The organism is Halolamina pelagica (assembly GCF_001307315.1).
GTDB lineage: Archaea > Halobacteriota > Halobacteria > Halobacteriales > Haloferacaceae > Halolamina > Halolamina pelagica_B.
Genome location: NZ_LGUC01000001.1, coordinates 157651 through 183186 on the forward strand (window position 1 = coordinate 157651; position 25536 = coordinate 183186).

Consider the following 25536-nt stretch of genomic DNA (forward strand, 5'->3'; position numbering starts at 1 on the left):
CCTCCGGGCGTGATCCCGGGCGCCGACGAGTACGACATCGACCTCTCGATCGCCGACGACGAGATCGACCGCCTGCTCGACGTGACGCCCGACGACGTGGCGGCCGCCGACGCGCTCACGTTCTCCCGGAACGTGTTCATTCCGCTCACCACCGCGTGCCGCTACACCTGCACCTACTGCACCTACTACGACGTGCCGGGCGAGGCGACGCTCATGTCGCCCGAGGAGATCCGCGAGGAGTGCCGGATCGGCGCCGACGCCGGCTGTACGGAGGCGCTGTTCACCTTCGGCGACGATCCCGACGACCGCTACACTGCGATCCACGACCAACTCGCCGCGTGGGGGCACGACTCCATCCACGAGTACCTGCGCGAGGCCTGTGAGATCGCGCTGGAGGAGGGCCTGCTCCCGCACTCCAACCCCGGCGACCAGACCCGCGAGCAGATGGCTCAAGTCGCCGACGTGAACGCCTCGATGGGCGTGATGCTGGAGACGACTGCCGACGTGCGCGCCCACTCGGGCGGCCGGCGCAAGAACCCCGGCCAGCGCCTGAACACGATCCGGACCGCCGGCGAACTGGGCGTCCCGTTCACCACGGGCATCCTCGTCGGCATCGGCGAGGACTGGCGCGACCGCGCGGAGAGCCTGCTGGCGATCCGCGAACTCCACGAGCGCTACGACCACGTCCAGGAGGTGATCGTCCAGAACGTCGTCCCGAACGAGCGGTCCGATTTTGCGAAGCCCGACGTGGCGACGATGCGCCGCGCGGTGGCGATGGCCCGCGCCGCGCTCCCCGACGAGATCTCGGTGCAGGTGCCGCCGAACCTCTCGCCGGCCCGGGAGCTGCTGGACTGCGGGATCGACGATCTCGGCGGCGTCTCGCCGATCACGGACGACTACATCAACCCCGAGTACGAGTGGCCCGCGCTACGGGAACTGCGCGACATCGCCGACGAGGCGGGCGTCCCGCTGTACGAGCGACTCCCGACGTACGACCGCTACCTCCCGGAGAAGCTGCGCCGCGACGGGTTCGACGGCGAGGTCGCCGAGCCCCCGGGCGACAGTGACGACGGCTGGCTCCCGCCCGCCGTTCGCGAGCGCATCGACGCCGACGACGCCCACGGCGCCCGGTTCCGGGCAGTCGCCCGCCGCGACGGCCCGCTCTCGCTGCCGGAGTAGGCGGCTAGCCGTCGCCCTCGGACTGGTAGGGCTCGCCGACGGCGTTGCGCGGGAGGTTGCTCATCACCTCGCTCGTGAGGTCGTCGACGGAGTCGAACTGATCGGCGTTGGAGTCGGCGACGACCGCCGCTAACGACTCGGTTCCGTCGGCGAGCAGCAGCGTGACGCCCTCACAGCTCGCCACGGCCGCCTCGTGGTCGAGCGGGTAGTCGAACCCCGCGAGCGCGTCTTCGAGTTCGTTGAGTTTGAGTTCTTGTTCCATAGCTAACTGTTGGTCGCTGGAACCATAGCTCTTCGGCGCGTCGCTGTCGGCCGCAGAATCAGCCCGGCAGCGGCGTGGTCCGGAGCCAATAGCTCTTTGCGGGGGCGGTGTTGAGTCATCCGCATGGATCCACTCACGGCGCTCCAGTTCGGACTCGGCGGCGAACTGTTCGGCGTCTCGCTGGCGGCGCTCGCCGGGCGGGCGATCGCGTTCGTGCTCGGCTTCCTCGCGACGCTGCTGCTCGGACGGCTCGTCCTGATCCCGCTGTTGCTGCGCCTGCTGAAGGCACGCGGGTTCACCGAAGCGCTGCGGGGCCTGACGAAAAGCGTCGCCAACGCGTTGGTGCTGTTTGCGGCCGTCGCCGTCGCGTTCATGGCAGCGGGGTTCCCGAGCTTCCTCACTGCGGCCGCGACGCTCTCTGGCGCGCTCGCGCTGGCGATCGGCTTCGCCGCCCAGGACCTCGTCGGTAACTTCGTCGCCGGCGTGTTCATCATCAAGGACAAGCCGTTCGCGGTCGGCGACTGGATCGAGTGGAACGGGAACTCCGGCCGCGTCGAGGAGATCGACCTCCGGGTGTCGACGGTCCGGACGTTCGACAACGAGCGCATTACCGTCCCCAACGGCGAACTCGCGAACAACGCGATCACCAACCCCGTCGCCTACGAGAAGCTGCGCCAGAAGTTCGTGTTCGGCATCGGCTACGACGACGACATCGAGCTAGCCCGCGAGGCGATCATCGAGGAGATCAGCGCGGTCGACGACGTGCTCGAGGAGCCGGCGCCGGACACCCGCGTCACCGAACTCGGCGACTCCGCGGTGGGGATCCAGGCACGCTTCTGGATCGACGACCCCGACCGCGGCGACTACGTCAAGGTGCGGAGCGCGGCGGTCCAGCGCGTCAAGGAGCGCTTCGACGCCGAGGGGATCGACATGCCGTACGTCCACCGCCAGCTGGTCGGCGAGGTCGACGTGACCGAGCGAACCGAGGCCTGAGTTCAGTCCAAAAGCGGCGTTCCGTCGGCTTTCGGCCCGAGCGTCGGGCCGTACGGGCCGCCGTCCATCGCCACGCGCCGCGTCTGTTCGTAGTCGGTCGAGCGCTCGGCCAGCGGCCGACCGATCGCGCTCACCATCTCCACGTAGTCGGCGACGCTGCGGAACTCGCCGTACTGGCCGCCGGCGCGCTTGGTGATCTCCTCGGAGAGGATCGTCCCCATGAAGTCGTCGGCGCCGCAGTTGAGCAGCTTCAGCCCGTGTTCGTCGCCCGATTTGACCCACGAGGACTGGATGTGCTCGACGTTGTCCAGGAACAGCCGCGCGACGGCGACGAGCAGTTCGTCCTCGTCCCGGCTGGCGCCGCCGTCGACGACGCCGGCCTCGTACAGCGGCGTGTTCTGGTGGATGAAGGAGAGCGGGACGAACTCCGTGATCGCGCCCGTGCGGTCCTGCAGGTCGCGGATCACTTTCAGGTGCTTCGCGCGGTGCATCTCGTTCTCGACGTGGCCGTACATCATCGTCGAGGTCAGCGGCAGGCCCGCGGCGGCGGCGCCCTCCATCGCGTCGACCCACTCGCCGGTGTCCATCTTCCCCGGGCAGATGACCTCGCGCACCTCGTCGACGAGGATCTCCGCGGCCGTCCCGGGCGCCGAGTCGAGCCCCGCCTCGCGGAGCCGGCGATAGATCGACTCGTAGGGCCTGTCGGTCCCCCGGCGGGCGTGGTACGCCTCCTCGGGCGTCATCGAGTGGAGGTGGACGCCGTCGACGGCCATCGACCGCAGCTGCTCGACGTAGGTGCCGGGGTCGGTCTCGTAGCGCTCGGGCGGCTTGTAGTTCACCGTCCGGGCGGCGTCGTCGTACGTTTCGAGGATCTCCCGATGCTCGTCGTCTAGCGCGAACGCGGGGTGGAGGCCGGAGACCGACGTGACCTCGTACACGCCGCGCTCGACGGCGTCGCGGACGGCTTCGCGGCTCTCTGTGGGCGTTTTCGTGAACCCCGAGTGCGCCACGTCCGCGTCCACCTCGAAGGCGCTGTCGGGGTTCTTGAAGTTACAGAACAGACAGCCCGTGTTGCACGCCGTGGTGACGTTGTTGTTGACGTTGGCGACGAACGTCACCACGTCGCCGACCGTCTCGGCACGCCGGCGGTCCGCGAGTTCCAGCACGCGCTCCTTGCGTTCGGCGTCGATCCCGGACGACTCGGTGCCGGTCGTCAGCAGTTCGACGGCGTCGTCGACGGCGAGCCGTTTCCCGTCGGCGGCCTTCGCGAGCGCGTTCTCGAAGGACTGGTCGGTCTCGGGGACGTGCTCGAACTCGAGCGCCCCCTCGTCGAGGTCGGCCGCCGTGGTCATACAGACAGGCGGCAGTCGAGCGCCAAAAACTGCCCGGTGGGGGCGACGGTGTGCGCGGTCGTCGAATCGCAGCGCCGACGCCGCCGATTAAGCACGACCGTGTATATCTCCACGTGAAACGGAGGGGTAGTGGCCACCGATGTGAAGATTGAAGGTGGGTCGCGCCCCCTCTCTATGCGTGACCAGCGTCAAGGAGTTCCGCGTCGACCGGGAGCCGACCGACGACGCGCTGGGCCGCGGCCGCTTCGTCTTCACCGACGACTACTCCGTGTTCGACTGGGGGCCGATGCCCGACACGATCCCCAGAAGGGCCGGAGCCTCTGTACGATGGGCGCGGACAACTTCGAGCGCCTCGCCGACGCCGGGGTCCCGACCCACTACCGCGGCGTCGTCGCGTCCGCGGACGCCGGAACCGAGGACCCGCCGGTGCACGACCTCGACGGCGTCGCCGCCCCGCCGCGACAGATGGCGATCGACCTCACGGTCGTGCCGGACCTCCCTCACGGCGACGACGGGTACGACTACGACCAGTTCCACGCGAGCGCCGGGCGCCACTACCTCGTCCCCTCGAGATCGTCTTCCGGAACGAGGTGCCCGTCGGCTCCAGCCTCCGGCGTCGGAAAGAGCCCGCCGACGTGGGGCTCGACCGCGACCACTGGCCCGACGAGGCGGTGTCGCTGCCCGAACCCGTCGTCGAGTTCTCGACGAAGTTCGAGGAGCAGGACCGCTACCTCGACGAGGCGGAAGCGGACCGGATCGCCGGGCGTGCCGACCTCGATGCGCTCCGGGAGACCGCGCTGGCGGTGAACGAGGTCATCACCGAGCGCGCCGCCGAGACCGGCTTCGTCCACGAGGACGGCAAGATCGAGTGTCTCTGGGTCGACGGCGAGATCCGGGTGGCGGACGTGGCGGGTACGTTCGACGAGAACCGCTTCGCCTACGACGGCCAGGAGCTCTCGAAGGAGGTGCTGCGACAGTTCTACAAGGCGTACGACGCCGACTGGGTGACGGCGGTGAAAGACGCCAAAGCCGCCGCGCAGGCCGAGGGCGTCGCGGACTGGAAATCGTTCTGCGAGGAGTCGCCCGACGCTCTCCCGGTCGACGTTCGCGACACCGCCGGCGAGATGTACGCCGCCGGCACGAACGCCTACACCGGAACCGAGTGGTTCGACGCGCCCGCCATCGACGACGCCGTCGACGCCGTGCGGGACCTATAAGGCGGCCCCCTTTTTCACGGCTCGGCGGCAACTGCTGGCCATGCTGCCCTCCACCGACGCCGGCGACTCCCCGATCAGCCGCCGGGCTGCGCTCGCTGCGGGCGTCGCCGCTGTCAGTTCGCTCGCCGGCTGCGGCGGCGTCGACGAGATCCGCGACGCGTTGAACCCCCGGACGTACCACAGCGACGCCGAGCTCGGCGACCCGCCCGAGCCGTGGCCAACGCCCGCCCACGACGCGCTCCGGACCGGCTACCGCGACACCGAGACGAGGCTGCCGGACGACCCCATCATCGAGCGAGTCGGCCCGGGCGGCGGCGACTTCTACGAAGGGCCGCCGATGGTCGACAGCGAGGCCGTCTACGCGCCGATCTGGAAACAGGCCCAGCCGGAGTACGTCCGGGCGTTCGTCGCGACGGGGCGGAACGGCGACGCCAGGTGGCGCCACGACTGGTCCGAGAGCAGCGGCGCTGCGGCGCCGACGCTCCACGGCGAAACCGCGTTCCTGACCCGAGCGGGGGAGACGATGGCCGTCGACCGCCGGACCGGCGAGATCCGGTGGCGGTACGCGGCGGGAACCGCACACAGCACACCCACGGCAGTCGGCGACCGGCTCTACCTCGGCGGGAAGTCGCTGCTCGCACTCGACGGCGTGACTGGCGAACGGCTGTGGACTGCCGACGCGGTGCCGGATCACGCCGGCGAACTCGCCGCCACCGAGGACACCGTCGTCGCCGAGAGCGACGGCACGCTGTTCGCCCTTGACGCCGCCGACGGCGCCGTTCGCTGGCAGGCCGAAATCGAACAGGCCTCCTACGCGGGCCCTGTCGTGGGCGCGGAGACGATCGCCCTGATGGGGAGCGACGGGCTCCTCCAGGCCCGCTCGCGCGCCGACGGGAGCGAGCGCTGGTCGGTCCAGTTCGACGACGCCGCCCAGAACCCGCCGGCAGTCGCCGACGGCGTCGTCTACGCCGTCGAGGAGTCACCCTTCGCCTGCCGGGCGTACGACGCCGCGACCGGCGAGGCGCTGTGGGACACGGATCTCGGCGTCGGGAGCGACGATCGACCCGCGGTCGACCCGAAAAGGGTGTACGTGCCGAACGGGGACACGCTCGACGTGCTCGACCGGGAGAGCGGCGAGATCCGGCGGCGCCTCACGCTGGATCTCGACACCTTCTCCCAGCACGGCATCGCACTCGCCGACGACGCGGTGTTCTTCGTCGGGACTCGGGAGGGTGAGAGCGGCGTCTACCGTGTCGGGTGAGCGACGGCCGTGTTCACCGCAGGAACGGGAACGCCAGCATCACGAGAAACAGGTGCCAGACGACCACGGCGTAGGTGGTCCGGGCGTCGCCGTCCGGGAGTGGCGGGTTCCGGAATATCGCGTCGTAGACGAAAACCGTCGCTACCAGCGCACCGACCAGCAAGCCGGCTCGATAGCTGTAGGTCGTCGCCGCGCCCAACAGCGACCCGCCGGCCAGGCTGGCCGCGATGGCGGCCAGAACCTTGTCGTAGTAGCTGAGCGACACACGAAGCGCCATACAGAAACTACGTGCTGGATCGATAAAAGTCACTGGCCGACCCTACCGGTCACTGGCTCCGCCGTCGGGAGCACCGACCGACGATACCCACGAGTGTGCATACACACGAGCGACCACAAGTCCTTTTACGCACGGACGAACATACTCAGCCGATGACCGCCTACACCGCGACGGTGACGGTGCGGCTGAAGCGCGGCGTGCTCGACCCCGAGGCCGACACGACCCAGAAGGCGCTGGAGCGCCTGGGGTTCGAGCTCTCGGACCTGCGCTCGGCCGACCAGTTCGAGGTCGACCTCGACGCCGAGAGCGCCGACGCCGCCGCCGAGCGCGCCGACGAGATGGCCGAACGGCTGCTGGCGAACCCGACGCTTCACGACTACGACGTCGTGGTCGAGGAGCAGGCGAAATGACGGGCTCCGTCTCCGACTGCGACCGACAGGGTTCCGCCACACGGAGGTGGCTCCCGTGACGGTCGCAGTCGTCCAGTTCGGCGGCTCAAACTGCGACCGCGACGCCGTGCGCGCGCTCGACCGCGTCGGCGTCGACGCCGAACGCGTCTGGCACGAGGACGGCCTCCCCGCCGACGCGGACGGGATCATCCTCCCCGGCGGCTTCTCCTACGGTGACTACCTCCGGGCGGGCGCGATGGCCGCCCACTCGCCGATCATGGACGCGGTCCGCGCGGCCGCCGAGGACGGGACGCCCGTGCTCGGCGTCTGCAACGGCGCCCAGATCGGGAGCGAGAGCCGCCTCACCCCCGGCGCGTTCACGACCAACCGCAGCGCGCGGTTCCAGTGTGAGGACGTGTTCCTGCGCGTCGAGAACGCCGACACGCCGTGGACGGCGGCGTACGACGAGGGCGACGTGATCGAGCTCCCGATCGCCCACGGCGAGGGGCGCTTCGAAATCGACGACGCGGCGTACGAGCAGCTCGTCGACGACGACCGCGTGCTGTTTCGCTACTGCGACGCCGACGGCAACGTCACCGACGCGGCGAACCCCAACGGCTCCAAGGGGAACGTCGCGGGCATCCTGGGGAGTCCGAGAACGTCGCCGTGTTGATGCCCCACCCCGAGCGGGCCGCGCTCGCGGAACTGGGCGGCAGTACCGACGGCCAGGGCGTGCTGGAAGGCTTCGCGTAGTCGCCCCGCTGCTTCTCCGGGTTGCTCACCCCCAGCGGCGCCGTCGGAGGGGGTTATTCTTTGGTGATATCACTAAGTTATACCACGGAGGAGCAACAGGGGGTGAGTATGGAGACAGTCACACTCGGACTGGAGTGGTTCCTGAACCCCGATCACGTCCCTTTTTCGTCGCCGACGAGCGGGGGTACTACGCCGAGGAGGACTTGGCGATCGAGTTCTGGGAGCCCGAGGAGCACTACGACACGCTGGAGGCCCTGGCCGACGGCGAACTGGACTTCGCGATCACGGAGCCGATCCATCTCGTCCCCGACCGCGCGGCCGGGGTGCCGGTACAGGGGATCGCCACGTTCCTGCACACCCAGGGCGGGATCCAGTACCCGACGGACCGGGGCTGGGAATCACCCGCCGATATGCCGCCGGGGGTCCGACTGAACTATCCGGGTGCGCCGGGTGAAGGCGGCCGGAAGATGGTCGCCTACATGGCCCAGCAGGCCGGCGGCGACCTGACGGCCGACGACATCGAGCCGGTGGACCAGGGGTTCTACCACACCGACGCGCTGCTCGACGGCGCAGCCGACGCCGCCTTCCTCGCGTTCCACAACTTCGAGATCGTCGAAAGCCGCCACCGCGGGTTCGACGCCGGGCTCTGGGAACTGGCCGAGTACGGCGTGCCGGACTTCAACCGGCTCGTCCTGACCGCCTCCGACGAGAAGATCGAGGCGGTGCCCGAACAGGTCCAGCGGTTCGTTCGCGCGACCCGGCGGGGCGTCGCCGACACCGTGGATGCGGGCCGGGAAGCGGCCGAGGCGCTGTTCGAGCGCCACCCGGAGATCCGGGCGGAGGACCCGGAGCTGATGGAGAAGATCACCGAGGCAACGCTGTCGCGTTTCACGCCGGACCTCACACAGGACCGGGCGATGTACGAGGAGCTCATCGAGTTCTGTGCCGAACTGGAACTCTCCCAGGGCCCCGTCGACGTGGACGACGTACTCGCCGAGGAGTTCGCGTAGTCGGAGCGGGGGCCCCGGCGTGGCGGGAGATCGCCGACCACTCGCCCGGAAGCCGGGGTTCGGACCGCGTCCCAGGGAGTGGGAACGCGAAGCAGCGTTATTACCGGCTACAACCTCGTTCCCGACCGAAAGGATGGCCGAATCGAACCCCCCGCCGACGAAACGGGGCTCGAACGAACGATCGGGCTTGTGGGGGCGCTCACGATCGGCATGGGGACGATGATCGGTGCCGGGATCTTCGTCTTTCCGGGGCTCGCGGTCGGCCGCGCGGGGTTGGGCGCGGCGTTCTCGTTCGCGATCGGGGCGATCGTCGCGGTCGTGATCGCGCTCCCGACGGCCGAACTCGCGACGGCGATGCCCGAGAGCGGCGGGGGGTACTACTTCGTCTCGCGGGGGCTTGGCGGGTTTCTGGGGAGTGTCGTCGGGCTCAGCGTGACGGTGGGGCTGGTCTTCGCGGCGGCGTTCTATCTCGTCGGGTTCGGCGAGTACACGCTCGCAGTGGTCGCCGAAGCGGGCCTCCGGGCGTCGATCCCGAGCGCGGTCGGCGGCGTCGAGATCGGCTACGTGCTCGCGATCGTCGGCGGGACGGCGCTGACAGTCGTCAGCATCCTCGGCACGAAACACGTCGAGTCGCTCCAGAACGCGCTAGTCGGGCTGCTGATCGCGATCCTCGTCGTCTTCCTGCTACGGAGCGGGCTCGACGTGCTCGGACTGCTCGGCCGGTCGCGCGTGCCAGCGCGACTGCTCCCCAACGGCTCGCTACCCGTGTTGACGACGGCCGCACTCGTGTTCACGTCGTTCCTCGGGTTCGCACAGATCGCGGCCGTCGCGGGCGAGGTAGTCGAGCCGAGTCGCACCCTCCCCGTGCGCTCGTGGGGTCGATCCTCATCGTCGGCGTACTGTACGTGGCCACCGTCTTCGTCACCGCGGGCACGTTCTCGCCGTCGCGGCTCCAGCAACTGGGAGAGACGGCGATCGTCGAGGTGGCCCGCGTCTACCTCGGCGTCGGGGGCGCGGTCGCGATCCTCCTCGCGGGGTTCCTCGCGACGCTCTCGAGCGCCAACGCGACGCTGCTCGGTGGATCCCGCGTCCTGCACGCGCTCAGCCGTGACGACGTCGTCCCGCCACACGCCGGGCGGATCAGCCAGCGCTACGGGACCCCCCACTTCGCGCTGTCGTTCGTCGGGGGGCTCGCGATCTGTCTCGTCGTCGTGGGGCGGCTGGACACGCTCGCCGAGGTCGCCTCCTTCCTCCACCTAGTCATGTACGGACTCATGTGCGTGGCACAACTCCGGCTCAGCCGTGCGACCCCGGGGTGGTACGACCCGAGCTTTCAGTGTCCCGGGACCCCGTACGTCCCGATAGTGGGCGTGCTCGCCAGCGTCGGCTTGATCGCGTTCATGCAGTCACTCTCCCAGGCCGTCGGGATCGTGATCATCGTCTTCAGCGGCCTCTGGTACCAAGCGTACACCGACGGCGTGACGGTGACCCCGGAGGTGAACGATGCCTGAGACGCCACACGTGATCGTCCCCGTCGCCGTCCTGGAGGGCGAGGTCGTCCCGGATCCGCTCGTCGAGTTCCTCTCGTCGGCGCCGGTCGTCGTCCTCGGGTACCACCGGATCCCGGAACAGACCACGCCCGAGCAGGCACGCGAGGAGTTCGGGGAGCGCGCGAACCGGGAACTCGAGACCCTCACCGAGGCGTTCGAGGCCGGCGCCGCGACCGTCGAATCCCGGTTGGCCTTCACCCACGACGTGGCCCAGACCATCCAGCGGGTCGTCGAAGAGGTCGACCGCGGTGTCGTCCTTCGTCCGAACCCCGTCCAACACGTCGACACGGTGTTCGTCGGCGTCCGCAACAGCACCCTCGTCCCGGCGATCACCGCGACCGTGGCGACGCTGGTCGGGCCGACCGACGCCGAGTTGTCCCTCCGCCGGCTCCAGGGCGGCGCGGGCGACGGTCAGTTACTGGCCGGCATGGAGACCGCCCTCCAAGAGGCGGGGATCACCGACGACCGGATCACGGTCGACTCCCGGGAGGCCGTCTCGATCGGCGACGCGGTCGAGACGATCTCCGAAGAGCAAGACCTCGTCATCCTCGGCGAGGACGACCCGAGCATCCTGAACGTCGTGTGGGAGCCGACGCCGGAACGCGTCGCCGAACGGACGCTCGCGCCCGTGCTGGTCGTCCAGCGCCCCTTCGAGAACGAGTGAGGGCCCGGCCGGCACCGACTATTTCCGGATTTCTCCCGGCTCGTACAACCGGAGCCTCGGGACCGATCAGCGAGCCAGCGGCATGTTGTAGCTGGCCTCCTCCTCCAGCACCAGCTCCCACGTGAACTCACACTCACACTCGACCTGCTCGAACACGGAGGGGTCCTGCCGCAGGTCGAAGTCCTTGATCGCGCGCTGGACGCGGTCGTCGCACTCGCCGCAGTTGTGCGCGCCACGATCCGACCCGTGGCCTACCGGGTCGGAGACGACGATGGCGTCGACGTCCGTCGTCGTCCGGAGCACCTCCGCGACCGACCAGAGCCACGGCGGCCGGTAGCCGCCCTCGTAGAACAGCTCGTCGACCATCGTGTAGCGCTGGACGTTGGTGGGGTTCATCGAGACGGTGTGACAGCCCTCAACGGCGCCACAGCGCCGGACGCTCGACTGCATGTCCTCCAAGGCCTCCCGCTCCGAGAGGAACGGCGGCTTCATCAGCAGGTACGCTTTCACGCCGCCGCCGGCCTCCCGGGCCTCGGCGCAGGCGTCCTCGAAGTCCGCGAAGTCGAAGTACTTGTTCACGCAGTCGTGGCGCACGCGGTCCGTGGCGGTTTCGAGGCCGACGGCCACGTCGGTCTCCAGCCCCTGTTCGGTGAAGTCGCGGACCTTCTCGCGGTCGACGAAGTCGGGGAGGGACTCGACGACGATCCGGTCCCGGTCCGCGAACGTCTCGGCGATCGCCCGCCGGGTCTCGGCGGGCACCTCGCGCTCGTCGAGGAACGAGCCGGAGGTGTAGATCTTGATCAACCCGGATTTCTCGTCGGCTTCCTCGGCCTCGTGGTCGAGACAGACCTGGATCTGCTCCATCAGCGCGTCGTGGCTCACACTCCCGCCCTCGACGGACTCGGCGACGTAGCCACACATGGTACAGCCGCCGGCGCGGGCCCAGCGACAGCCGCCGGTGTTGAGGATGATCGTCAGGCTCTGGTACACCCCGTCGGGGGTGTTGTCCTCGTCGATCCACACGCGGGTCGGCTCGCGCGGGTCGTAGCTGGCGTCGTTCTCCGAGCGGATGTCGCGCATGGCCTGGTTGTGCGCGTCCATCCCCCGCCCGCGTTCGTACACTTCGGGCGTCGGCTTGCTCATGGCCGAACTGGGCCGGGCACGGGGAAAACGGCTTCGACAGGCCGGGCGACGGCGACCTGTCCCCGCAACGGCGCCTCGGCGCTCACTCCGTTGGCGACTCGCCCGCCCGGTCGGTCGCCGCCAGCAGCCACCAGCCCGCGATCCCCAGCGCGGCGCCGACGCCGTCGGCGACCAGATCGAGCAGCGACATCGCCCGCCCCGGAACTGGCGCCTGCAGCAGTTCGACGACGCCGCCGAAGGCGGTCACGAGTACGAAAACCACAAGCGCCGTCCGGCGAGTGGGGGTCCGCAGCGCGTACAGGCTCGTCCCCGCGAGCACGGCGTACCCCACGACGTGGAGCAGTTTGTCGACCCCGACGGGGCCGATCGTCCCGCCGCCGCCACCGCCCGGGACCAGCGAGGCGGCGAGGACGAGGAGAGCGACGATGACGGGGAGCCAACCACGCGAGCGCATACGCCAGCGTGGGCGGGCCGCCCCAAATCGGTTGCGTGCCGGGTGGGTTTATCCCGCCAGCAGCGGAACGCTCGCCCGTGTCCCGCGCCGACTCCTCCACCGGCTTCCTCTCGGAGAACCGTACACTGCTCCTCGCCGTCGCCGCAGGGGCGGTGATCTTCCTGGTCCTGCTGGGCCTGCTCGGCTTCGGCGGCGCGATCGGCGCCGTCGGGTTCGTCGTCTACACCGCCGTCTGGCTGGCGGTGGCCGTGTTCGTGCTGTGGCTGTTCTACCGGCTCGTCGTCGCGGTCGAGCGGATCGCCCACGCCCAGCAGCGCATCGCCGCGGCGCAGAACCCGCCCGGCGGTTCGGCGACGACGACCGCGGCGAACGACGGCAGCGAGCCAGGTTCGGCGTCCGCCCCCGACGGGGACGACGCGAGATAGCTTTCACCGGCTTCACAGGAACTTTCCCCCGGCCCGCCCACTCGTGGACGATGAGCAGCGACACCGCAGCCAAGAAACGGTTCACCCCCGAAGAGCTGGCGCGCCTCCCCGAGTTCCACCACCCCCGCGTGGGCCCGGACGGCGAACGCATCGCCTTCTACTACGACGGCACGGGCCGGAACGAGCTGTACGTACAGGAGATCGAGACCGGCGACCGCCGTCAAATTAGCGACGGCGAGGTCCCCCGGGCCGCGCGCTGGCCGATCGCGTGGGACGCCGACGGCGACCGCGTGTTCTTCCACCTCGACGACGCCGGCGACGAGCAGAACGACATCTGGGCGCTCGACCTCGACGGCGACGCCGAGCCGGTCATCGAGACGCCCGGCCAGGCGACGCTGCAGGACGTGGCCGACGACGGCCGCCTGCTGTACGGCAGCGACGAGGGCGAACAGCTGAACCTCTACCTGTTCGACCCCGCGACCGGCGACGCCGAGCAGCTCACCCACAACGACGAGCCGGTCCGGGCCGGGAGCTTCGCCCCCGACGGCGACCGGATCGCCTACGCCACTAACGAGACCGAAGCGATGGAGAACCGCGACGCCTACGTCATGGATTTGGGGGGCGGTGAGGCCCGCCGCCTTGACGTCGGCGAGACCGGCTCCCAGACCGTCGCAGTCGACTGGCACCCCGAGGGCGATCGCCTCCTCGTCCGCGACGACGCGGAAGACTTCACCAACGCCGGCGTCTACGACCTCGACGACGACTCGGTACGCTGGCTCAGCGACGGGAGCGTCGAGGAGTCACCCCAAGCGTTCGGCCCGGACGGGGAGACGGCGTACGCCCTCCGCAGCGAGCGTGCCGGCCGCGCGCCGATCGTCTACGACCTCGCGGACGGCGACCCCGCGGCGCTCGACCTCGCGGACGGCGTCGCCTCGCTGGCGGGCGGCGACCACTTCCTCGCGGACGGGCGGCCGGTGTTCACCCAGACGACGCCGGAGAGCCGGTCGTCGCTGCTGGCGTACGACGACGGCGCGACCGAGACGCTGATCGAGGCCGACTACGGCGACATCGACCCCGACGCGTTCGTCGACGCCGAGTACGTCACCTACGAGTCCGCCGACGGCATGGAGATCGGCGCGCTGCTGTACGACGCGCGGGATCGGCCGGCCGGAAGCGAGGACGAACTCACCCCTGGCGTCGTGAAAGTCCACGGCGGCCCACACGGCCAGTCGATGCAGTCGTTCGACCTCTACGCGCAGTTCCTCGTGAGCCAGGGCTACTCGGTGCTGTTGCCCAACTACCGCGGCTCCGTGGGTCGCGGGCGGGAGTTCCAGCAGGCGATCCTCGACGACTGGGGCGGCGCCGAACAGGAGGACGTCGCCGCCGGCGGGCGCTGGCTGGGCGATCGGTCGTTCGTCGACGAGGACCGCCTCGCGGTGTTCGGCGGCTCCTACGGCGGCTACTCGGCGTACTGCCAGCTCACGATGCACCCCGAGATCTGGAAGACCGGCGTCGCGTGGATCGGGATCACCGACCTCGAACTGCTGTACGAGGAGTCGATGCCCCACTTCAAGGCGACGCTGGAACAGCAGTTGGGCGACCCCGAGGAGAACGCCGACCTCTGGGAGGATCGTTCGCCGATCAGCCACGTCGACGAGATGACGGCGCCGGTGTTCGTCGTCCACGGCGTCAACGACCCGCGGTGTCCGATCTCGCAGGCCCGGGTGTTCCGCGACGCGCTGCAGGATCGCGGCTGGGAGGAAGGGCCGGAGGGCGACTTCGAGTACGAGGAACTCGAGGCCGAGGGCCACGGCAGCTCCGACGTGGAACAGAAAGTCCGCGCGTTCGGGCTGATCGGCGAGTACCTCGAGCGACGCTTGTAGCTACTCCCGACTGACGACGACCGCCGTCCGGATGTCCAGCGCGGCGTCGAACTCGCTGCCGCGGCGGGTCTCGGCACCGATGCGCAGCAATTGGCGCTCGTGGGCCTGCTGTACCGCACGCTTCTCACCGTCGGAGAGCGAGAGCACCGAGGCCACGCCGTCCCAGTAGTCCGGCGGGACGAAAAACAGCTCCCGACGATCGTCGCTGTACGGCGACTCGAAACGGCGCTGGAGCGACGCGCGGGACTCGATCAGGTGGCCGTCGACCCGGCCCAACAGCTCCGGCAGGTCACGCGGCGCGATCCCGTCGCCGTGGGCGACCTGCTGGAGCACCGTCGCGTCGAAGGGGACCGCGTCGGCGTCAGGCACCGGCGACGCCTCGGCAGGGTCCGGGGCGTCGTCCCAGCGGCCCGGGGTGTCCGAGGGCATCATCGGCCGATCACCGATGGGCGGGGGCGGTCGTGAACGCGAGAACGAACAGCCGTCGAGAGGCGCATACACCTTCCTTGTGCGCTCTCGGGGATAAGGAACCCGGAGGTGTCGGTTCGGACCGCTACTGGTTCCACGGCGCCGCGTCGAAGTCGACGACGCGGTGGCGCTCGTCGATCCCGTCGATGGCGGCGAGCTCCTCGTCGTCCAGTTCGAGGTCACGGGCGGCCCAGTTGTCCCGGATGTGTGCTTCGCTGGTCGCTTTCGGGATCGCGACGACGTTCGCTTTCGAGAGCAGCCACGCGAGGCTGAGCTGTGCGGGCGAGGCGTCGTGGGCCGTGGCGATCTCCCGGATCGCCTCCACGTCGGCGACCTGATTTCGGGCGATCGGGCTGTACGCCACCAGCGCGTAGTCGTGCTCGACGGCGTGGGCCCGGAGTTCGTCCTGTGGGAGCATCGGGTGACACTCGACCTGATGGGCCGCCAGCGGCGGGTCGAGCCGTTCGATAGCGGCGTCCAGCTGGTCGATCCGGAAGTTCGACAGCCCCACCGCGTCGACAACGCCGTCGGCGTGGAGGTCGTTCAGCGCGTCGATCGTCCCCTCGGGGTCGTAGCTGTCGATCGGCCAGTGGACGTACAGCAGGTCGATCGTGTCGACACCCAGCCGCTCGGCGCTCTCGCGGGCGGTCTCGACGGCGTCATCGTACGCGAGGTTCCCGGTGGCGAGTTTCGTCGCGACGAAGACCTCCTCGCGGTCCACGTCCGCCGCGGCGAGCCCGTCGCCGACGGCCGCCTCGTTGCCGTAGCTCTGGGCGGTGTCGACGTGGCGGTAGCCCGTCTCGAGGGCGGTACGGACGCTGTCGGCGCACTGCTCGGGGTCGTCGTTCTCGTACGTGCCGAGGCCGAGTCTGGGGATTTCCTGCATGCCCCGACCGCAGGGCCGGGGCGTGTCAACCCTGCGGTGGCGGTAGGGGCCCCGCGAACGTCGGGGCCCCGCGTCAGACGTCGAGCGTCGCGGGCTCGATACCGTGGTCGTCGAAGTGGCGCTCGAGGGCGTCGATCCGGCGGCCCACCTCCTCGGGATGGTGGGCGTCGCTGCCGACGGTGAACTCGACGCCGTGGTCCAACAGCGTCGTCAGCAGATCCGGCGCCGGGTGGAACTCGCCGTAGTCGTCGAGCACCCGCCCGGCGTTGATCTCCGGGACGGTGTCGGAGTCGGCGAACGCGGCCGCGGCCTGCTCGTAATGTTCGACCGTCGAGTACCCCCGGAGCTCGGGCGTGCGCTCGATCAGGTCGGCGTGGGCCGCGATGTCGAACAGCTCGCTGTCGGCCAGCGCCGCGAGGTTGTCGTAGTAGCCGTCGACGACCGCGCGACGGCCGTCGTCGTCGAGCCCGACGAAGTTCTCGGACCACTGGACGTCGGCGCCGTCGACCGAGTGGACGCTGCCGACGGCGTAGTCGAAGCCGGCCGCCTCGAGGAACTCGGCGATGTCGGCCTCGCGGCCGGGGACGTAGTCCATCTCGACGGCGTCGAAGATCTCGATCTCCGTCTCGGTCCGGGCCCACTCGATCCCCTGGCGGCGGCGCTCATACGTCTCGTCGAGCGCGAAGCCGAGCCCGTCGAGGCGCCGTCGGGCGTCGCCCTCGGCGGTGACGTTGCAGTGGTCGGCGAAGCCGATCCCCTCCAGCCCCGCGGCCTCGGCGGCTCTGACCATCCCGGGGATGAAGTAGCCGTCCGAGTAGTTCGAGTGGGTGTGGTAGTCGAACCGGACCATCAGGGCAGCGGCGCCAGCGTCGCCGTGAACACGGCCACGTCGTCGGTGTCGTTGCGCGCGCCGTGGGCGACGCCACGCTCGTGGTGCACGACGCCGGGGGCGGCGATCGACTCCTCCTCGCCTGCCTGGATTACCGTGACGGTGCCGGCGAGCACGTGGAACACGTTCAGGCTCTCGGGGTGGTCGTGGCTGTCGAGTTCGGCGCCGGGGCCGAGGAAGAACGCCTTCACGAGGGCGTCGTCGTCGACGACCAGTTCGCGGGTTTCGATCGTCCCGGGGTCGGGCGTCACGTCGGGGAGTTCGTCCATACACCCCCTTCAGCGCGCGGGGGAGAAAAGTCCGGCTACGCCGGCGGGCCGTCCGCGCCCGGGTGCGACCCTACTCGGCGTCGGCGTCGCCGTCCAGAAAGCCCTGGTACGGGCAGACGTACTCGTCGCGGATGATCTGCTCGTCGACGATCTCCAGCCCCAGCGCGTCGAGCTCCTCGCTGATCCGGTTGAGGTCGTCGTGGTCGCGACCGATGGTGTTGACGTACACGTTGCGCTCGCCGGTCATGATTTCCCGCACCGCGGTCACGCCGTCGATCTTCAGGGCCGCGCCGGCGAGCTCGTCGCGCTCGGAGACGGGCGCGGTGCAGATGATCTTCGTGTACAGCGGGTAGCCGGCGAGGTCATAGTCGATGTCGAGGTGGTAGCCGCGAATGACGCCGCTGTCCTCGAGCTTGTTGATCCGTGTCCGGACGGTGCTGGCCGACAGCCCCAGCTTCTCGGCGATCTCGCTGGAGGAGGTCCGGCGGGCGTCCTGCTGGAGGTAGTAGAGGATGTTCCGGTCCACGTCGTCCAGCTCTCCATCGTTCATCGATCCGGACGATGACGCGGTGACGCCTTAGTACCCGCGATCCCGACGGCGACGGTGGGCAGGTGGGGCGAGATTTGTAGGAACGTCTGTGACAGTTCGTGGATTTACCACCCCTTAGTTTGACGAAGCGTCATCTAAAACCGCCTGTTTATGAACTTCCGGGTGCTACTACTTCGTACGAGCCCGTGGAGAGCGGGTCATTCGCCGCATCATGAGTCACAACTACAGCGAATCGACCGATGACGTATCGAGAACGGCCCCGGACAGGGTCGATCACTACGTGTTGGGCGGCGACGCGGTCGGCGTGGCCGTCGCCAGGGGGCTCCGGAAGGCCGGACACACGGTCGCCGTCGTCGGCGACACCGTCGGCGCGGCTGATCTCCCCGTGGTGGAGGCCGCGCCGACCGACACCGCCGCGTTGCGAGCCGCCGGGCTCGCCGACGCCGTGACGGTGATCGTGGCGACGCGGTCCGACGGTCGAAACCTCCTCCTCGCGCAGTTGGTCCGGGCCCGCTTCGACGGCCTGCGGGTGGTCGTACTGGCCAACGCCGACGATCAGGTCGACCTGTTCACCGACGCCGGCCACGAGCCGATCTGTGTCACGAGCGCCATCGCCGACGCCGTCGCCGATCGCGTATGAAGGAGCTCGAACGCGACCTCGGCCTGCCGTCTGTGCTGGCGATCAGCATCGGCGCGATGATCGGCAGCGGCATCTTCATCCTGCCCGCGCTGGCGCTGAAGATCGCCGGTCCCGCCGTCATCGTCGCCTACCTGCTCGCGGGACTGCTGGTGATACCGGCGGCGCTGTCGAAATCAGAGATGGCGACCGCGATGCCCGAAGCCGGCGGGACGTACATCTACATCGAGCGCGGGATGGGGCCGCTACTCGGCACCATCGCGGGCGTCGGTACGTGGTTCTCGCTCTCGTTCAAGGGCGCACTCGCGCTGGTCGGTGGCGTTCCCTACCTGCTGATTCTGTTCGATCTCCCGCTCAAACCCGTCGCACTGGGGCTGGCAGCGGTGCTGATCCTGGTCAACCTCCTGGGTGCGAAACAGACCGGGCGGCTCCAGATCGCGATCGTCGTCGTGATGCTGGCGGCGCTCGGGTGGTTCGCAGCCGGGAGCGCCCCCGCCGTCCAGTCGGGCAACTACGCCGACTTCTTCGGCTACGGTGTCGGCGGTCTCCTGGAAGCGACGGGGCTGGTGTTCGTCTCCTACGCGGGCGTGACGAAGGTCGCCAGCATCGCCGAGGAGGTCGAATCGCCCGGGCGGAACATCCCGTTGGGGATCCTGGGCTCGCTGGCGTTCACGACCGTGCTGTACGTCGCCATCGTGACAGTGTTGGTCGGCGTCACCGATCCGGGGGCGATCGCGGGGTCGCGGACGCCGGTGGCCGACGCCGCACGGGTGACGATGGGGACCCCCGGCGTCGTCGCCGTCATCGCTGCCGCGATCCTCGCGCTGATCTCGACGGCCAACGCGGGCATCCTCTCCTCCTCACGCTACCCCTTCGCGATGAGTCGGGATCAGCTCGCGCCGCCGTCGCTGGCGGAGGTCCACGAGCGGTTCGGCACGCCCGTCAACTCCATCACGCTCACCGGCGCGGTGTTGCTGGCGCTGATCGCGTTCGTGCCGATACTGGAGATCGCGAAACTCGCCAGCGCGTTCCAGATCATGGTGTTCGCGCTGATCAACCTCGCCGTCGTCGCCTTCCGCGAGGGGAGCGTCGAGTACGAGCCCGAGTTCACCTCGCCGCTGTACCCGTGGATACAGCTCTTCGGCGCCGCCAGCGGGATCGCCCTGCTGACGCAGATGGGGGTGATCCCCCTCGTCGGCGCAGTCGTGATCACGATCGCAAGTGTGCTCTGGTACCTCTTCTACGTGCGCCCCCGGGTCGACCGTGAGGGGGCCGCGACGGGCGCGATTCGCGAGCAACTGAGCGAGGAGGTGCTCACCGAAGTGGCGTCGGCAGGCGCGACCCACGAAGTGCTCGTCGCGCTCACCAAGCAGATGGATATCCGCCGCGAGCAGGCGCTGATCTCGCTGGCGGCGAACCTGGTCCGGGACGACGACGGCCAGGTAGTCGTCGTCCGTTTCGAGGAAGTCCCTGATCAGGCACCGCTGACGGAGGCAGTGACCACCCAGTCCGAAGTGGATCGCGCCTTCGAGGCGCGCGTCGAGGCGCTCTCCGATCAGTTCGGCGTCGACGTGGAGGCCGACGAGATCGTGAGCCACGACACCAAACACGCGATCGTCAACTTCGCCGACCACCGCGGCGTCGACGCCATCGTCGCCGAACACGAGCCGCTGCGCCTGCGCTCGCGGCTGTTCGGCGACCCCATCGACTGGGTGGTACGCCACGCTCCGTGTGACGTGCTCCTGGTGGACAGTTCCGATCCCAGAAACCCCGAGGAAGTCGTGGTGCCGGGCGAGACCGAACCGCTCCCGCCGTCGGCGGTGAACGTCGCCGAGGCAGTCGCCGGGGCCCACGGCAGCAGCATCTCGCTGTGGTACCCTGCGTCGGAAACCGGCGACCAACAGGCGTCGCTGGCGGAGTACCGGGCGGAGCTCGCGACGATGCTCGACGTGCCGGTCGACGTGGAAGCCATCCCGACCGACCGGCGCATCCTGGAGACGGATCTGCTGGTGCGCCGCGGCGCCGACCACCGACTCCGCGGCGCGCTGTTCGACGACGAGAACGATCCGTTCGCACAGGCCGCGGGCACGACGATCACCGTCCACCCGAAGAAGAGCCGTCGCCCGCCGTTCGGGCGTCGACTGCTCGAACGGTTCCTGCTGTAGCTACGGAATCGAACGGCCACAAAAGGGCGACGCCGGTGGAGAGCGTCGCACGGAACCGGTGCGCCACGGCGCGCGACTGGGACAGATCACCCCGGTGTCCCGCCTCTGACAAGAGGACACCCCCAGTCGTCCGCGTCGCCGCCGTCACGCCGAAAGCCGCCTCCTCCGACCCACACCGAGAGGATGGGCGGCCGAACCCACTGTGGAGAGCGTCGGCGGGGAAACTACCGATTAGTTGTTGCCGTTGCCGTTACCGTTCCCCACGCCGGGGTTCCCGTCCTCGTCGTCGTCTTCCTCGTCGCCCGCTTCATCCTCCTCGTCCTCGTCGTCGTCATCGTCGTCGCTCTCGGACTCCTCGTCCTCACTCTCGGCGTCGTCGCCCGCAGCGTCCTCGCCGTTGTCAGGCGCGTTGTCGGAGTTGCCCTTGGCGTCGCCGGATTTGCCCGGGGACTCGTCGTCATCGTCGTCGTTACCCTGGGCGTTCTCGGAGTTACCCGGCGCGTCGCCGGAGTTACCCGGCGCGTCGTCGTTACCGTTACCCAGCTGCTCCTGGATCATCTGGCCGAGGCTTCCCTCCTGGTCACCGCTGAGCCACTCCTGGATGACGGCGAAGACGTTCTTCGCGCGGTCGGAGGCGTTCTCGTCGGGGCCGGCCTCCTCGTCGTCCTCGTCGCGGACGAGCTCGCCGTCCTCGATCTCGTACTCGAGTTCGAGCGTCTCCTCGCCGGACGTGATCTCGATCACGAGCTCCTCGGTCGCGTTCGTCTCGAACGTGAGCGTGCCGTTCGCGTCGGTCGTGCCGACTTCCTCACCGTTCGCGACGACCGTCGCGTTCTCGACGGCGCTGTCGTTCTTCGTGACCGTCAGGTCGACCGTGCCGTTGTCGTAGCTCACGTCGGCCGTGAGCGCGGGCTCGTCCTCGTCGTCGTCCTCTTCGCTGACGAGCTCACCGTCCTCGATCTCGTACTCGAGTTCGAGCTCCTGCTCGCCCGACTCGACTTCGATCTCGAGCTCCTCGGTGGCGTTCGTCTCGAACGTCAGCGTGCCGTTCGCGTCGGTCGTGCCGACGGACTCGCCGTTGGCCTCGACGGACGCGTTCTCGACGGCGCTGTCGTTCTGGGTCACCGTCATCTCGACGGTGCCGTTGTCGTAGCTCACGTCGGCCGCGAGCGCGGGCTCGTCGTCCTCGTCGTCGTCGGACTCACGGACGAGTTCGCCGTCCTCGATCTCGTACTCGATCTCCTGGTCGACACCCTCGCCATCGAGTTCGAGCTCGAGTTCGTCACCATCGCTCGCGTTCGTCTCGAACGTGAGCGTGCCGTTCGCGTCGGTCGTGCCAACGTCCTCGTCGTTGGCGGCGACCGAGACGTTCTCGACGCCCGTGCCGTTCTGGGTGACGGTGAGCGTCACTGTCCCCTCGTCGTAGTTCGCCTCGATGCTCGTGCCGGCGCTCGTGTCCTCAGTCTGGGCGGTGACCGCCCCCGCACCCGCGGAGACGACCAGCGCAGCCACCAGCACCGTGAGCAGTTTCGTTGCGTTCATCGCAACCGAAGCCTGGACCTACTTGCACTTGAAGGGGGACAGCGACAAACGGGGATTTGGCCGTTTGAGGCCGTAATAAGCCGAATTAAGCCGAGTTAAGCGACTGCGAGCCGCCGTGGACAACCCGCCGCCAGAGAACAGCGTGCAACGCCCGACGGTCGCGACGAACGCGGCCCGAGCGCGCGCCGACGACTACGCCAGCTCTTCGACGAGCTCCTCGGCGACTGTCGCCGCATCGAGCAGCGACGGGTCGACGACGAGGTCGACGGTGCCGGCGATCGATTCCGGCAGTTCGCCGTCGCCGTAACAGACCGCCCGCACGTCCGGGTTCGCCTCCTTGGCGAGCGTGACCGAGATCCCCTCCGCGAGATCGGTGAGCACGAACAGGTCGGCGTCCTCGATGCCGGCCTCGCCCAGCGCGTCCGCGAAGACGGGGCTGTCCACGCGCTCGACGGCGACGCCGAGCGCTTCGAGCGCCTCGCCGATGGCCTCCGGATCGGGGCCGGCGACGATCGCTCTCATTCGTACTCGATGGTCGCGGGCGGTTTGTGGGTCACGTCGTACACCACTCGCGCGACGTTCTCGTTCATCCCGGTGATCCGGCTCTGGATGCGCTGGAGCGTGTCCCAGTCGAGTTCCTGGGCGCGGGCGGTCATCCCGTCACGGCTCTCGACGGAGCGGACGGCGACGACCCAGCCGTGGACGCGGTTGTCGCCCTTGACGCCCGTGGCCTTCCCGAGCACGGCGCCGAACGCCTGCCAGGGCTCGTGCTCCTCGGTCTCCTCCTCGACGACGTGACAGGCGTCGCGGGCGACCTCGACTTTCTCCTTGGTCACCTCGCCGACGATGCGGACCGCCAGCCCCGGGCCCGGGAACGGCATCCGCTCGGAGATGACCTCCTCGAGATCGAGTTCGCGAGCCACCTCGCGGACCTCGTCCTTGTAGAGGTCGCGCACTGGCTCGACGATCCCCTCGAAGTCGACGGCCTCCGGCAGGCCGCCGACGTTGTGGTGGGACTTGATGTTCCCCTCGCTCTCGATCCGGTCGGGGTAGATGGTCCCTGCACGAGGTAGTCGGCGTCGGCCTCCCGCGCCTCGCGTTCGAACTCGCGGATGAACTGCTCGCCGATGACGTGGCGCTTCTCCTCGGGATCGGTGACGCCGGCGAGTTCGGCGAGGAAGCGGTTCTCGGCGTCGACGACCGTCAGCGAGTGCATGTAGGAGAACGTCTCCCGGATGCTCTCGGTCTCGCCTTTCCGCATCAGCCCCGTGTCGACGTAGACGGGCACGAGGCGGTCGCCGATGGCCTCGTAGGCCAACGCGGCGGCGACCGAGGAGTCGACGCCGCCGGAGAGGGCGATGACCGCCTTCCCGTCGCCCACTTCGTCGCGGATCTCCTCGACTTTCTCCTCGATGAACGACTCGGCGTCGACCATCAGGCGCTCACCTCCGTCTCGTCGGCGGCTTCGTCGCCCTGCTCGTCCAGGATGGCGTCGAGCAGGCCCACGAAGGGCGGGCTCGCGCGGTCGGGGCGGGAGCGGAACTCCGGATGGAACTGCGTGCCGAGGAAGTACGGGTGGTCCTCGCGTTCGACGATCTCCATACGGTTTCCGGCGTGGCCCGAGAACGTCAGCCCGTCGGCTTCGAGCTGCGGGATGTACTCCGGATTCACCTCGTAGCGGTGCCGGTGGCGCTCGGTACAGGACGTGTCGTCGTACACCGCCGCCGCGAGCGTCCCCTCGTCGATCTGGGTCTCGTGGGTGCCGAGGCGCATGGTGCCGCCCATCTCCTCGGTCTCGTACTGCTCGGGCAGGAGATCGATCACGGGGTGGGGCGTGTCGGGCTCGATCTCCGTGCTGTCGGCGCCGTCGAGGCCGACGACGTTGCGGGCGTGCTCGATGACCGCCATCTGGAAGCCCAGACAGAGCCCCAGGAAGGGAACGTCGTTCTCGCGGGCGTGGCGTATCGCGTCGACTTTCCCTTCGGTGCCGCGGGAGCCGAACCCGCCGGGGACGACGACGCCGTCGGCGTTCTCCAGCCGGTCGGCGTGGTGGTCGTTCATGTCGTCGGCGTCGACCCACGAGACGTTGACTTCGACCCCGCGCTGGATGCCGGCGTGTTTCAGCGCCTCGTGAACCGACATGTAGGCGTCCTCGAGGTCGTACTTCCCGACCAGCGCGACGTCGACGCTCTCGGTGCGCTCGCGGGTCACGAGATCGCGCCATTCGGTCGACCGTTCCTCGGGCGGGAGCGCTTCGTCCTGCAGGTTCAGCTCCTGCATCACGTACTCGTCGAGCCCCTCCTCCTCGACCATCAGCGGGACGTGGTACACGTCCTCGACGTCGGAGTTCGAGAACACCGCGTCGGTCGGCACGTCACAGAACAGCGCGATCTTCTCTTTGGTCTTGTCGTCGAGTTCGTTCTCGGAGCGCCCGACGAGGATGTCGGGCTGGAGGCCGATCGAGCGCAGCTCCTTCACGGAGTGCTGGGTCGGCTTCGTCTTCTGCTCGCCGTTTTTCGAGTAGGGGACGAGCGTGACGTGGGTGAACAGGATGTCCTCGTCGTCCTGCTCGTGGGCGAACTGCCGCAGCGCCTCGAGGTAGGGCATCCCCTCGATGTCGCCGACGGTGCCGCCGATCTCGACGAGACACACGTCGCTGCCCTCCGCGGCCTCGCGGATGCGCCGCTTGATGTCGTTGGTGATGTGGGGGATGACCTGAACCGTCTCCCCGAGGTAGTCGCCGGCGCGCTCGCTCTCGATGACGTTCTTGTACACTTTCCCCGTGGTGACGTTGTGGTCGGAGGTCATGTCGACCCCGAGGAACCGCTCGTAGTTCCCGAGGTCCAAGTCGACCTCGCCGCCGTCTTTCAGCACGTACACCTCGCCGTGCTGGTAGGGGTTCATCGTCCCGGCGTCGACGTTGAGGTAGGGGTCGATCTTGACTGCGGTCACGTCGAAACCGGCGTTCGAAAGGAGGCGCCCGGTGCTCGCGGCGGTGATGCCCTTGCCGAGGCCGGACATCACCCCGCCGGTGACGAACACGAACTTCCGTCCGAGGTCGGGGTCGTAGCGCTGCGGGTCCGTCGGCATACCGACCATCCCCGTCGACTCGGGATAACGATTTCGGAGGGTCGCTGTCGGGAGCCACAAGCGACGGGCTGCGAGCCGTGTTGGCGACGGCTAACTATCCGTCTCCGGCACCTGAGCGCCTGCAGATGCGCGAACTCGGCGTCGAGCTCAGGTACGATGCGGGGGCCGATCCGCTGATGGATCTGTTCCGTCGGGAGGCGTCGCTGCGCGGTGGCTCGTCACGTTGTG

The 25536-nt window shown here is 69.0% G+C and carries 24 protein-coding genes and 4 pseudogenes; 14 read left to right on the plus strand and 14 right to left on the minus strand.

Translation table 11 applies throughout. The features are described 5' to 3' along the window. Positions 1-9 precede the first annotated feature (9 nt). Complete coding sequence (gene cofG, locus SY89_RS00860; RefSeq protein ID WP_054582767.1) at positions 10-1179, plus strand: 7,8-didemethyl-8-hydroxy-5-deazariboflavin synthase subunit CofG; 1170 nt, start codon at positions 10-12, stop codon at positions 1177-1179. Positions 1180-1183: 4 nt separating this feature from the next. On the opposite strand, the gene SY89_RS00865 is transcribed toward cofG, so the two are convergent. Further along, a complete protein-coding gene (locus tag SY89_RS00865; protein ID WP_054582768.1) occupies positions 1184-1441 on the minus strand; it encodes a DUF5789 family protein in 258 nt (85 codons plus the stop codon). A gap of 123 nt (positions 1442-1564) precedes the next feature. Between SY89_RS00865 and SY89_RS00870 the strand changes: the two genes are divergently transcribed. Then, positions 1565-2434, plus strand: coding sequence for a mechanosensitive ion channel family protein (locus tag SY89_RS00870; protein WP_054582769.1), 870 nt, complete (start codon positions 1565-1567; stop codon positions 2432-2434). A gap of 2 nt (positions 2435-2436) precedes the next feature. Here SY89_RS00870 and cofH read toward each other — a convergent pair whose 3' ends face one another. Then, entirely contained in the window at positions 2437-3786 is a 1350-nt protein-coding gene (cofH, locus tag SY89_RS00875) for a 7,8-didemethyl-8-hydroxy-5-deazariboflavin synthase subunit CofH (RefSeq protein WP_054582770.1), read from the minus strand. 178 nt (positions 3787-3964) lie between these two features. Between cofH and SY89_RS00880 the strand changes: the two are divergent. Together SY89_RS00880 and SY89_RS00885 are read left to right on the plus strand one after the other, a co-directional pair. Further along, a pseudogene (locus SY89_RS00880) lies at positions 3965-5003 on the plus strand (phosphoribosylaminoimidazolesuccinocarboxamide synthase). A 40-nt stretch (positions 5004-5043) separates the two neighbouring features. Then, positions 5044-6264: a PQQ-binding-like beta-propeller repeat protein gene (locus tag SY89_RS00885; protein WP_054582771.1), complete on the plus strand. Its 1221-nt coding sequence runs from the start codon at positions 5044-5046 to the stop codon at positions 6262-6264. Between the two features lie 13 nt (positions 6265-6277). On the opposite strand, the gene SY89_RS00890 is transcribed toward SY89_RS00885, so the two are convergent. Continuing rightward, on the minus strand, positions 6278-6541 hold the full coding sequence (locus SY89_RS00890) for a hypothetical protein (protein ID WP_054582772.1): 264 nt from the start codon (positions 6539-6541) through the stop codon (positions 6278-6280). Between the two features lie 152 nt (positions 6542-6693). Between SY89_RS00890 and purS the strand changes: the two genes are divergently transcribed. The 6 genes and pseudogenes from purS to SY89_RS00920 all read left to right on the plus strand — a co-directional run bounded on the left by purS (position 6694) and on the right by SY89_RS00920 (position 10907). After that, positions 6694-6951 carry a phosphoribosylformylglycinamidine synthase subunit PurS gene (purS, locus tag SY89_RS00895; RefSeq protein ID WP_054582773.1) on the plus strand — a complete coding sequence of 86 codons (258 nt, stop codon included), beginning with the start codon at positions 6694-6696 and terminating at the stop codon, positions 6949-6951. 55 nt (positions 6952-7006) lie between these two features. Continuing rightward, positions 7007-7683: pseudogene (gene purQ / locus SY89_RS00900) on the plus strand (phosphoribosylformylglycinamidine synthase I). Positions 7684-7817: 134 nt separating this feature from the next. Then, entirely contained in the window at positions 7818-8693 is an 876-nt protein-coding gene (locus SY89_RS00905; protein ID WP_054582774.1) for an ABC transporter substrate-binding protein, read from the plus strand. Positions 8694-8912: 219 nt separating this feature from the next. Further along, positions 8913-10054 (plus strand): annotated as a pseudogene (locus SY89_RS15580) (APC family permease); the annotation flags it as partial. A 3-nt stretch (positions 10055-10057) separates the two neighbouring features. Further along, positions 10058-10204, plus strand: coding sequence for a hypothetical protein (locus SY89_RS17990; RefSeq protein ID WP_239685669.1), 147 nt, complete (start codon positions 10058-10060; stop codon positions 10202-10204). Then, complete coding sequence (locus tag SY89_RS00920) at positions 10197-10907, plus strand: hypothetical protein (RefSeq protein WP_054582777.1); 711 nt, start codon at positions 10197-10199, stop codon at positions 10905-10907. The genes SY89_RS17990 and SY89_RS00920 overlap by 8 nt, the downstream gene beginning before the upstream one ends. A 66-nt stretch (positions 10908-10973) precedes the next feature. Here SY89_RS00920 and SY89_RS00925 read toward each other — a convergent pair whose 3' ends face one another. Both SY89_RS00925 and SY89_RS00930 read right to left on the minus strand, forming a co-directional pair. After that, positions 10974-12050 carry an archaeosine biosynthesis radical SAM protein RaSEA gene (locus SY89_RS00925; protein ID WP_054582778.1) on the minus strand — a complete coding sequence of 359 codons (1077 nt, stop codon included), beginning with the start codon at positions 12048-12050 and terminating at the stop codon, positions 10974-10976. Between the two features lie 82 nt (positions 12051-12132). Next, entirely contained in the window at positions 12133-12504 is a 372-nt protein-coding gene (locus SY89_RS00930; protein WP_054582779.1) for a VanZ family protein, read from the minus strand. A 77-nt stretch (positions 12505-12581) separates the two neighbouring features. On the opposite strand from SY89_RS00930, the gene SY89_RS00935 reads away from it, so the two are divergent. Both SY89_RS00935 and SY89_RS00940 read left to right on the plus strand, forming a co-directional pair. Beyond that, positions 12582-12929 (plus strand): hypothetical protein, encoded by a 348-nt coding sequence (locus SY89_RS00935; protein ID WP_054582780.1) that lies wholly within the window; start codon positions 12582-12584, stop codon positions 12927-12929. A gap of 50 nt (positions 12930-12979) precedes the next feature. Continuing rightward, positions 12980-14812, plus strand: a complete 1833-nt coding sequence (locus SY89_RS00940; RefSeq protein WP_054582781.1) for a S9 family peptidase — start codon at positions 12980-12982, stop codon at positions 14810-14812. Here the strand turns inward: SY89_RS00940 and SY89_RS00945 are convergent, their stop codons facing one another. The 5 genes from SY89_RS00945 to SY89_RS00965 form a co-directional block, all read right to left on the minus strand. Next, positions 14813-15244, minus strand: a complete 432-nt coding sequence (locus SY89_RS00945) for a hypothetical protein (RefSeq protein WP_054582782.1) — start codon at positions 15242-15244, stop codon at positions 14813-14815. It lies immediately after the preceding gene. A gap of 121 nt (positions 15245-15365) precedes the next feature. Beyond that, positions 15366-16166: an aldo/keto reductase gene (locus tag SY89_RS00950; protein WP_054582783.1), complete on the minus strand. Its 801-nt coding sequence runs from the start codon at positions 16164-16166 to the stop codon at positions 15366-15368. Between the two features lie 73 nt (positions 16167-16239). Further along, positions 16240-17016, minus strand: a complete 777-nt coding sequence (locus SY89_RS00955; protein WP_054582784.1) for a PHP domain-containing protein — start codon at positions 17014-17016, stop codon at positions 16240-16242. Beyond that, positions 17016-17324: a cupin domain-containing protein gene (locus SY89_RS00960; RefSeq protein WP_054582785.1), complete on the minus strand. Its 309-nt coding sequence runs from the start codon at positions 17322-17324 to the stop codon at positions 17016-17018. The genes SY89_RS00955 and SY89_RS00960 overlap by 1 nt, the downstream gene beginning before the upstream one ends. A 70-nt stretch (positions 17325-17394) precedes the next feature. Then, positions 17395-17874 (minus strand): Lrp/AsnC family transcriptional regulator, encoded by a 480-nt coding sequence (locus SY89_RS00965; RefSeq protein ID WP_054582786.1) that lies wholly within the window; start codon positions 17872-17874, stop codon positions 17395-17397. 211 nt (positions 17875-18085) lie between these two features. Between SY89_RS00965 and SY89_RS00970 the strand changes: the two genes are divergently transcribed. Continuing rightward, complete coding sequence (locus SY89_RS00970; RefSeq protein WP_054582787.1) at positions 18086-18514, plus strand: NAD-binding protein; 429 nt, start codon at positions 18086-18088, stop codon at positions 18512-18514. After that, positions 18511-20676: a universal stress protein gene (locus SY89_RS00975; protein WP_054582788.1), complete on the plus strand. Its 2166-nt coding sequence runs from the start codon at positions 18511-18513 to the stop codon at positions 20674-20676. Before SY89_RS00970 ends, SY89_RS00975 begins: the two co-directional genes overlap by 4 nt. Positions 20677-20907: 231 nt before the next feature. On the opposite strand, the gene SY89_RS16960 is transcribed toward SY89_RS00975, so the two are convergent. From SY89_RS16960 to SY89_RS00995, 4 genes and pseudogenes are all read right to left on the minus strand, one after another. After that, the gene (locus SY89_RS16960; protein ID WP_054582789.1) at positions 20908-22218 is read right to left on the minus strand and encodes a hypothetical protein; all 1311 of its coding nucleotides are present in this window, start codon (positions 22216-22218) and stop codon (positions 20908-20910) included. A gap of 192 nt (positions 22219-22410) precedes the next feature. Beyond that, on the minus strand, positions 22411-22740 hold the full coding sequence (locus tag SY89_RS00985) for a DUF7126 family protein (RefSeq protein WP_054582790.1): 330 nt from the start codon (positions 22738-22740) through the stop codon (positions 22411-22413). Continuing rightward, positions 22737-23653 (minus strand): annotated as a pseudogene (gene guaA / locus SY89_RS00990) (glutamine-hydrolyzing GMP synthase). The gene SY89_RS00985 and the pseudogene guaA overlap by 4 nt, the downstream one beginning before the upstream one ends. Then, the gene (locus SY89_RS00995; RefSeq protein ID WP_054582791.1) at positions 23653-25308 is read right to left on the minus strand and encodes a CTP synthase; all 1656 of its coding nucleotides are present in this window, start codon (positions 25306-25308) and stop codon (positions 23653-23655) included. Before SY89_RS00995 ends, guaA begins: the two are co-directional and overlap by 1 nt. Between the last annotated feature and the right edge of the window lie 228 nt (positions 25309-25536).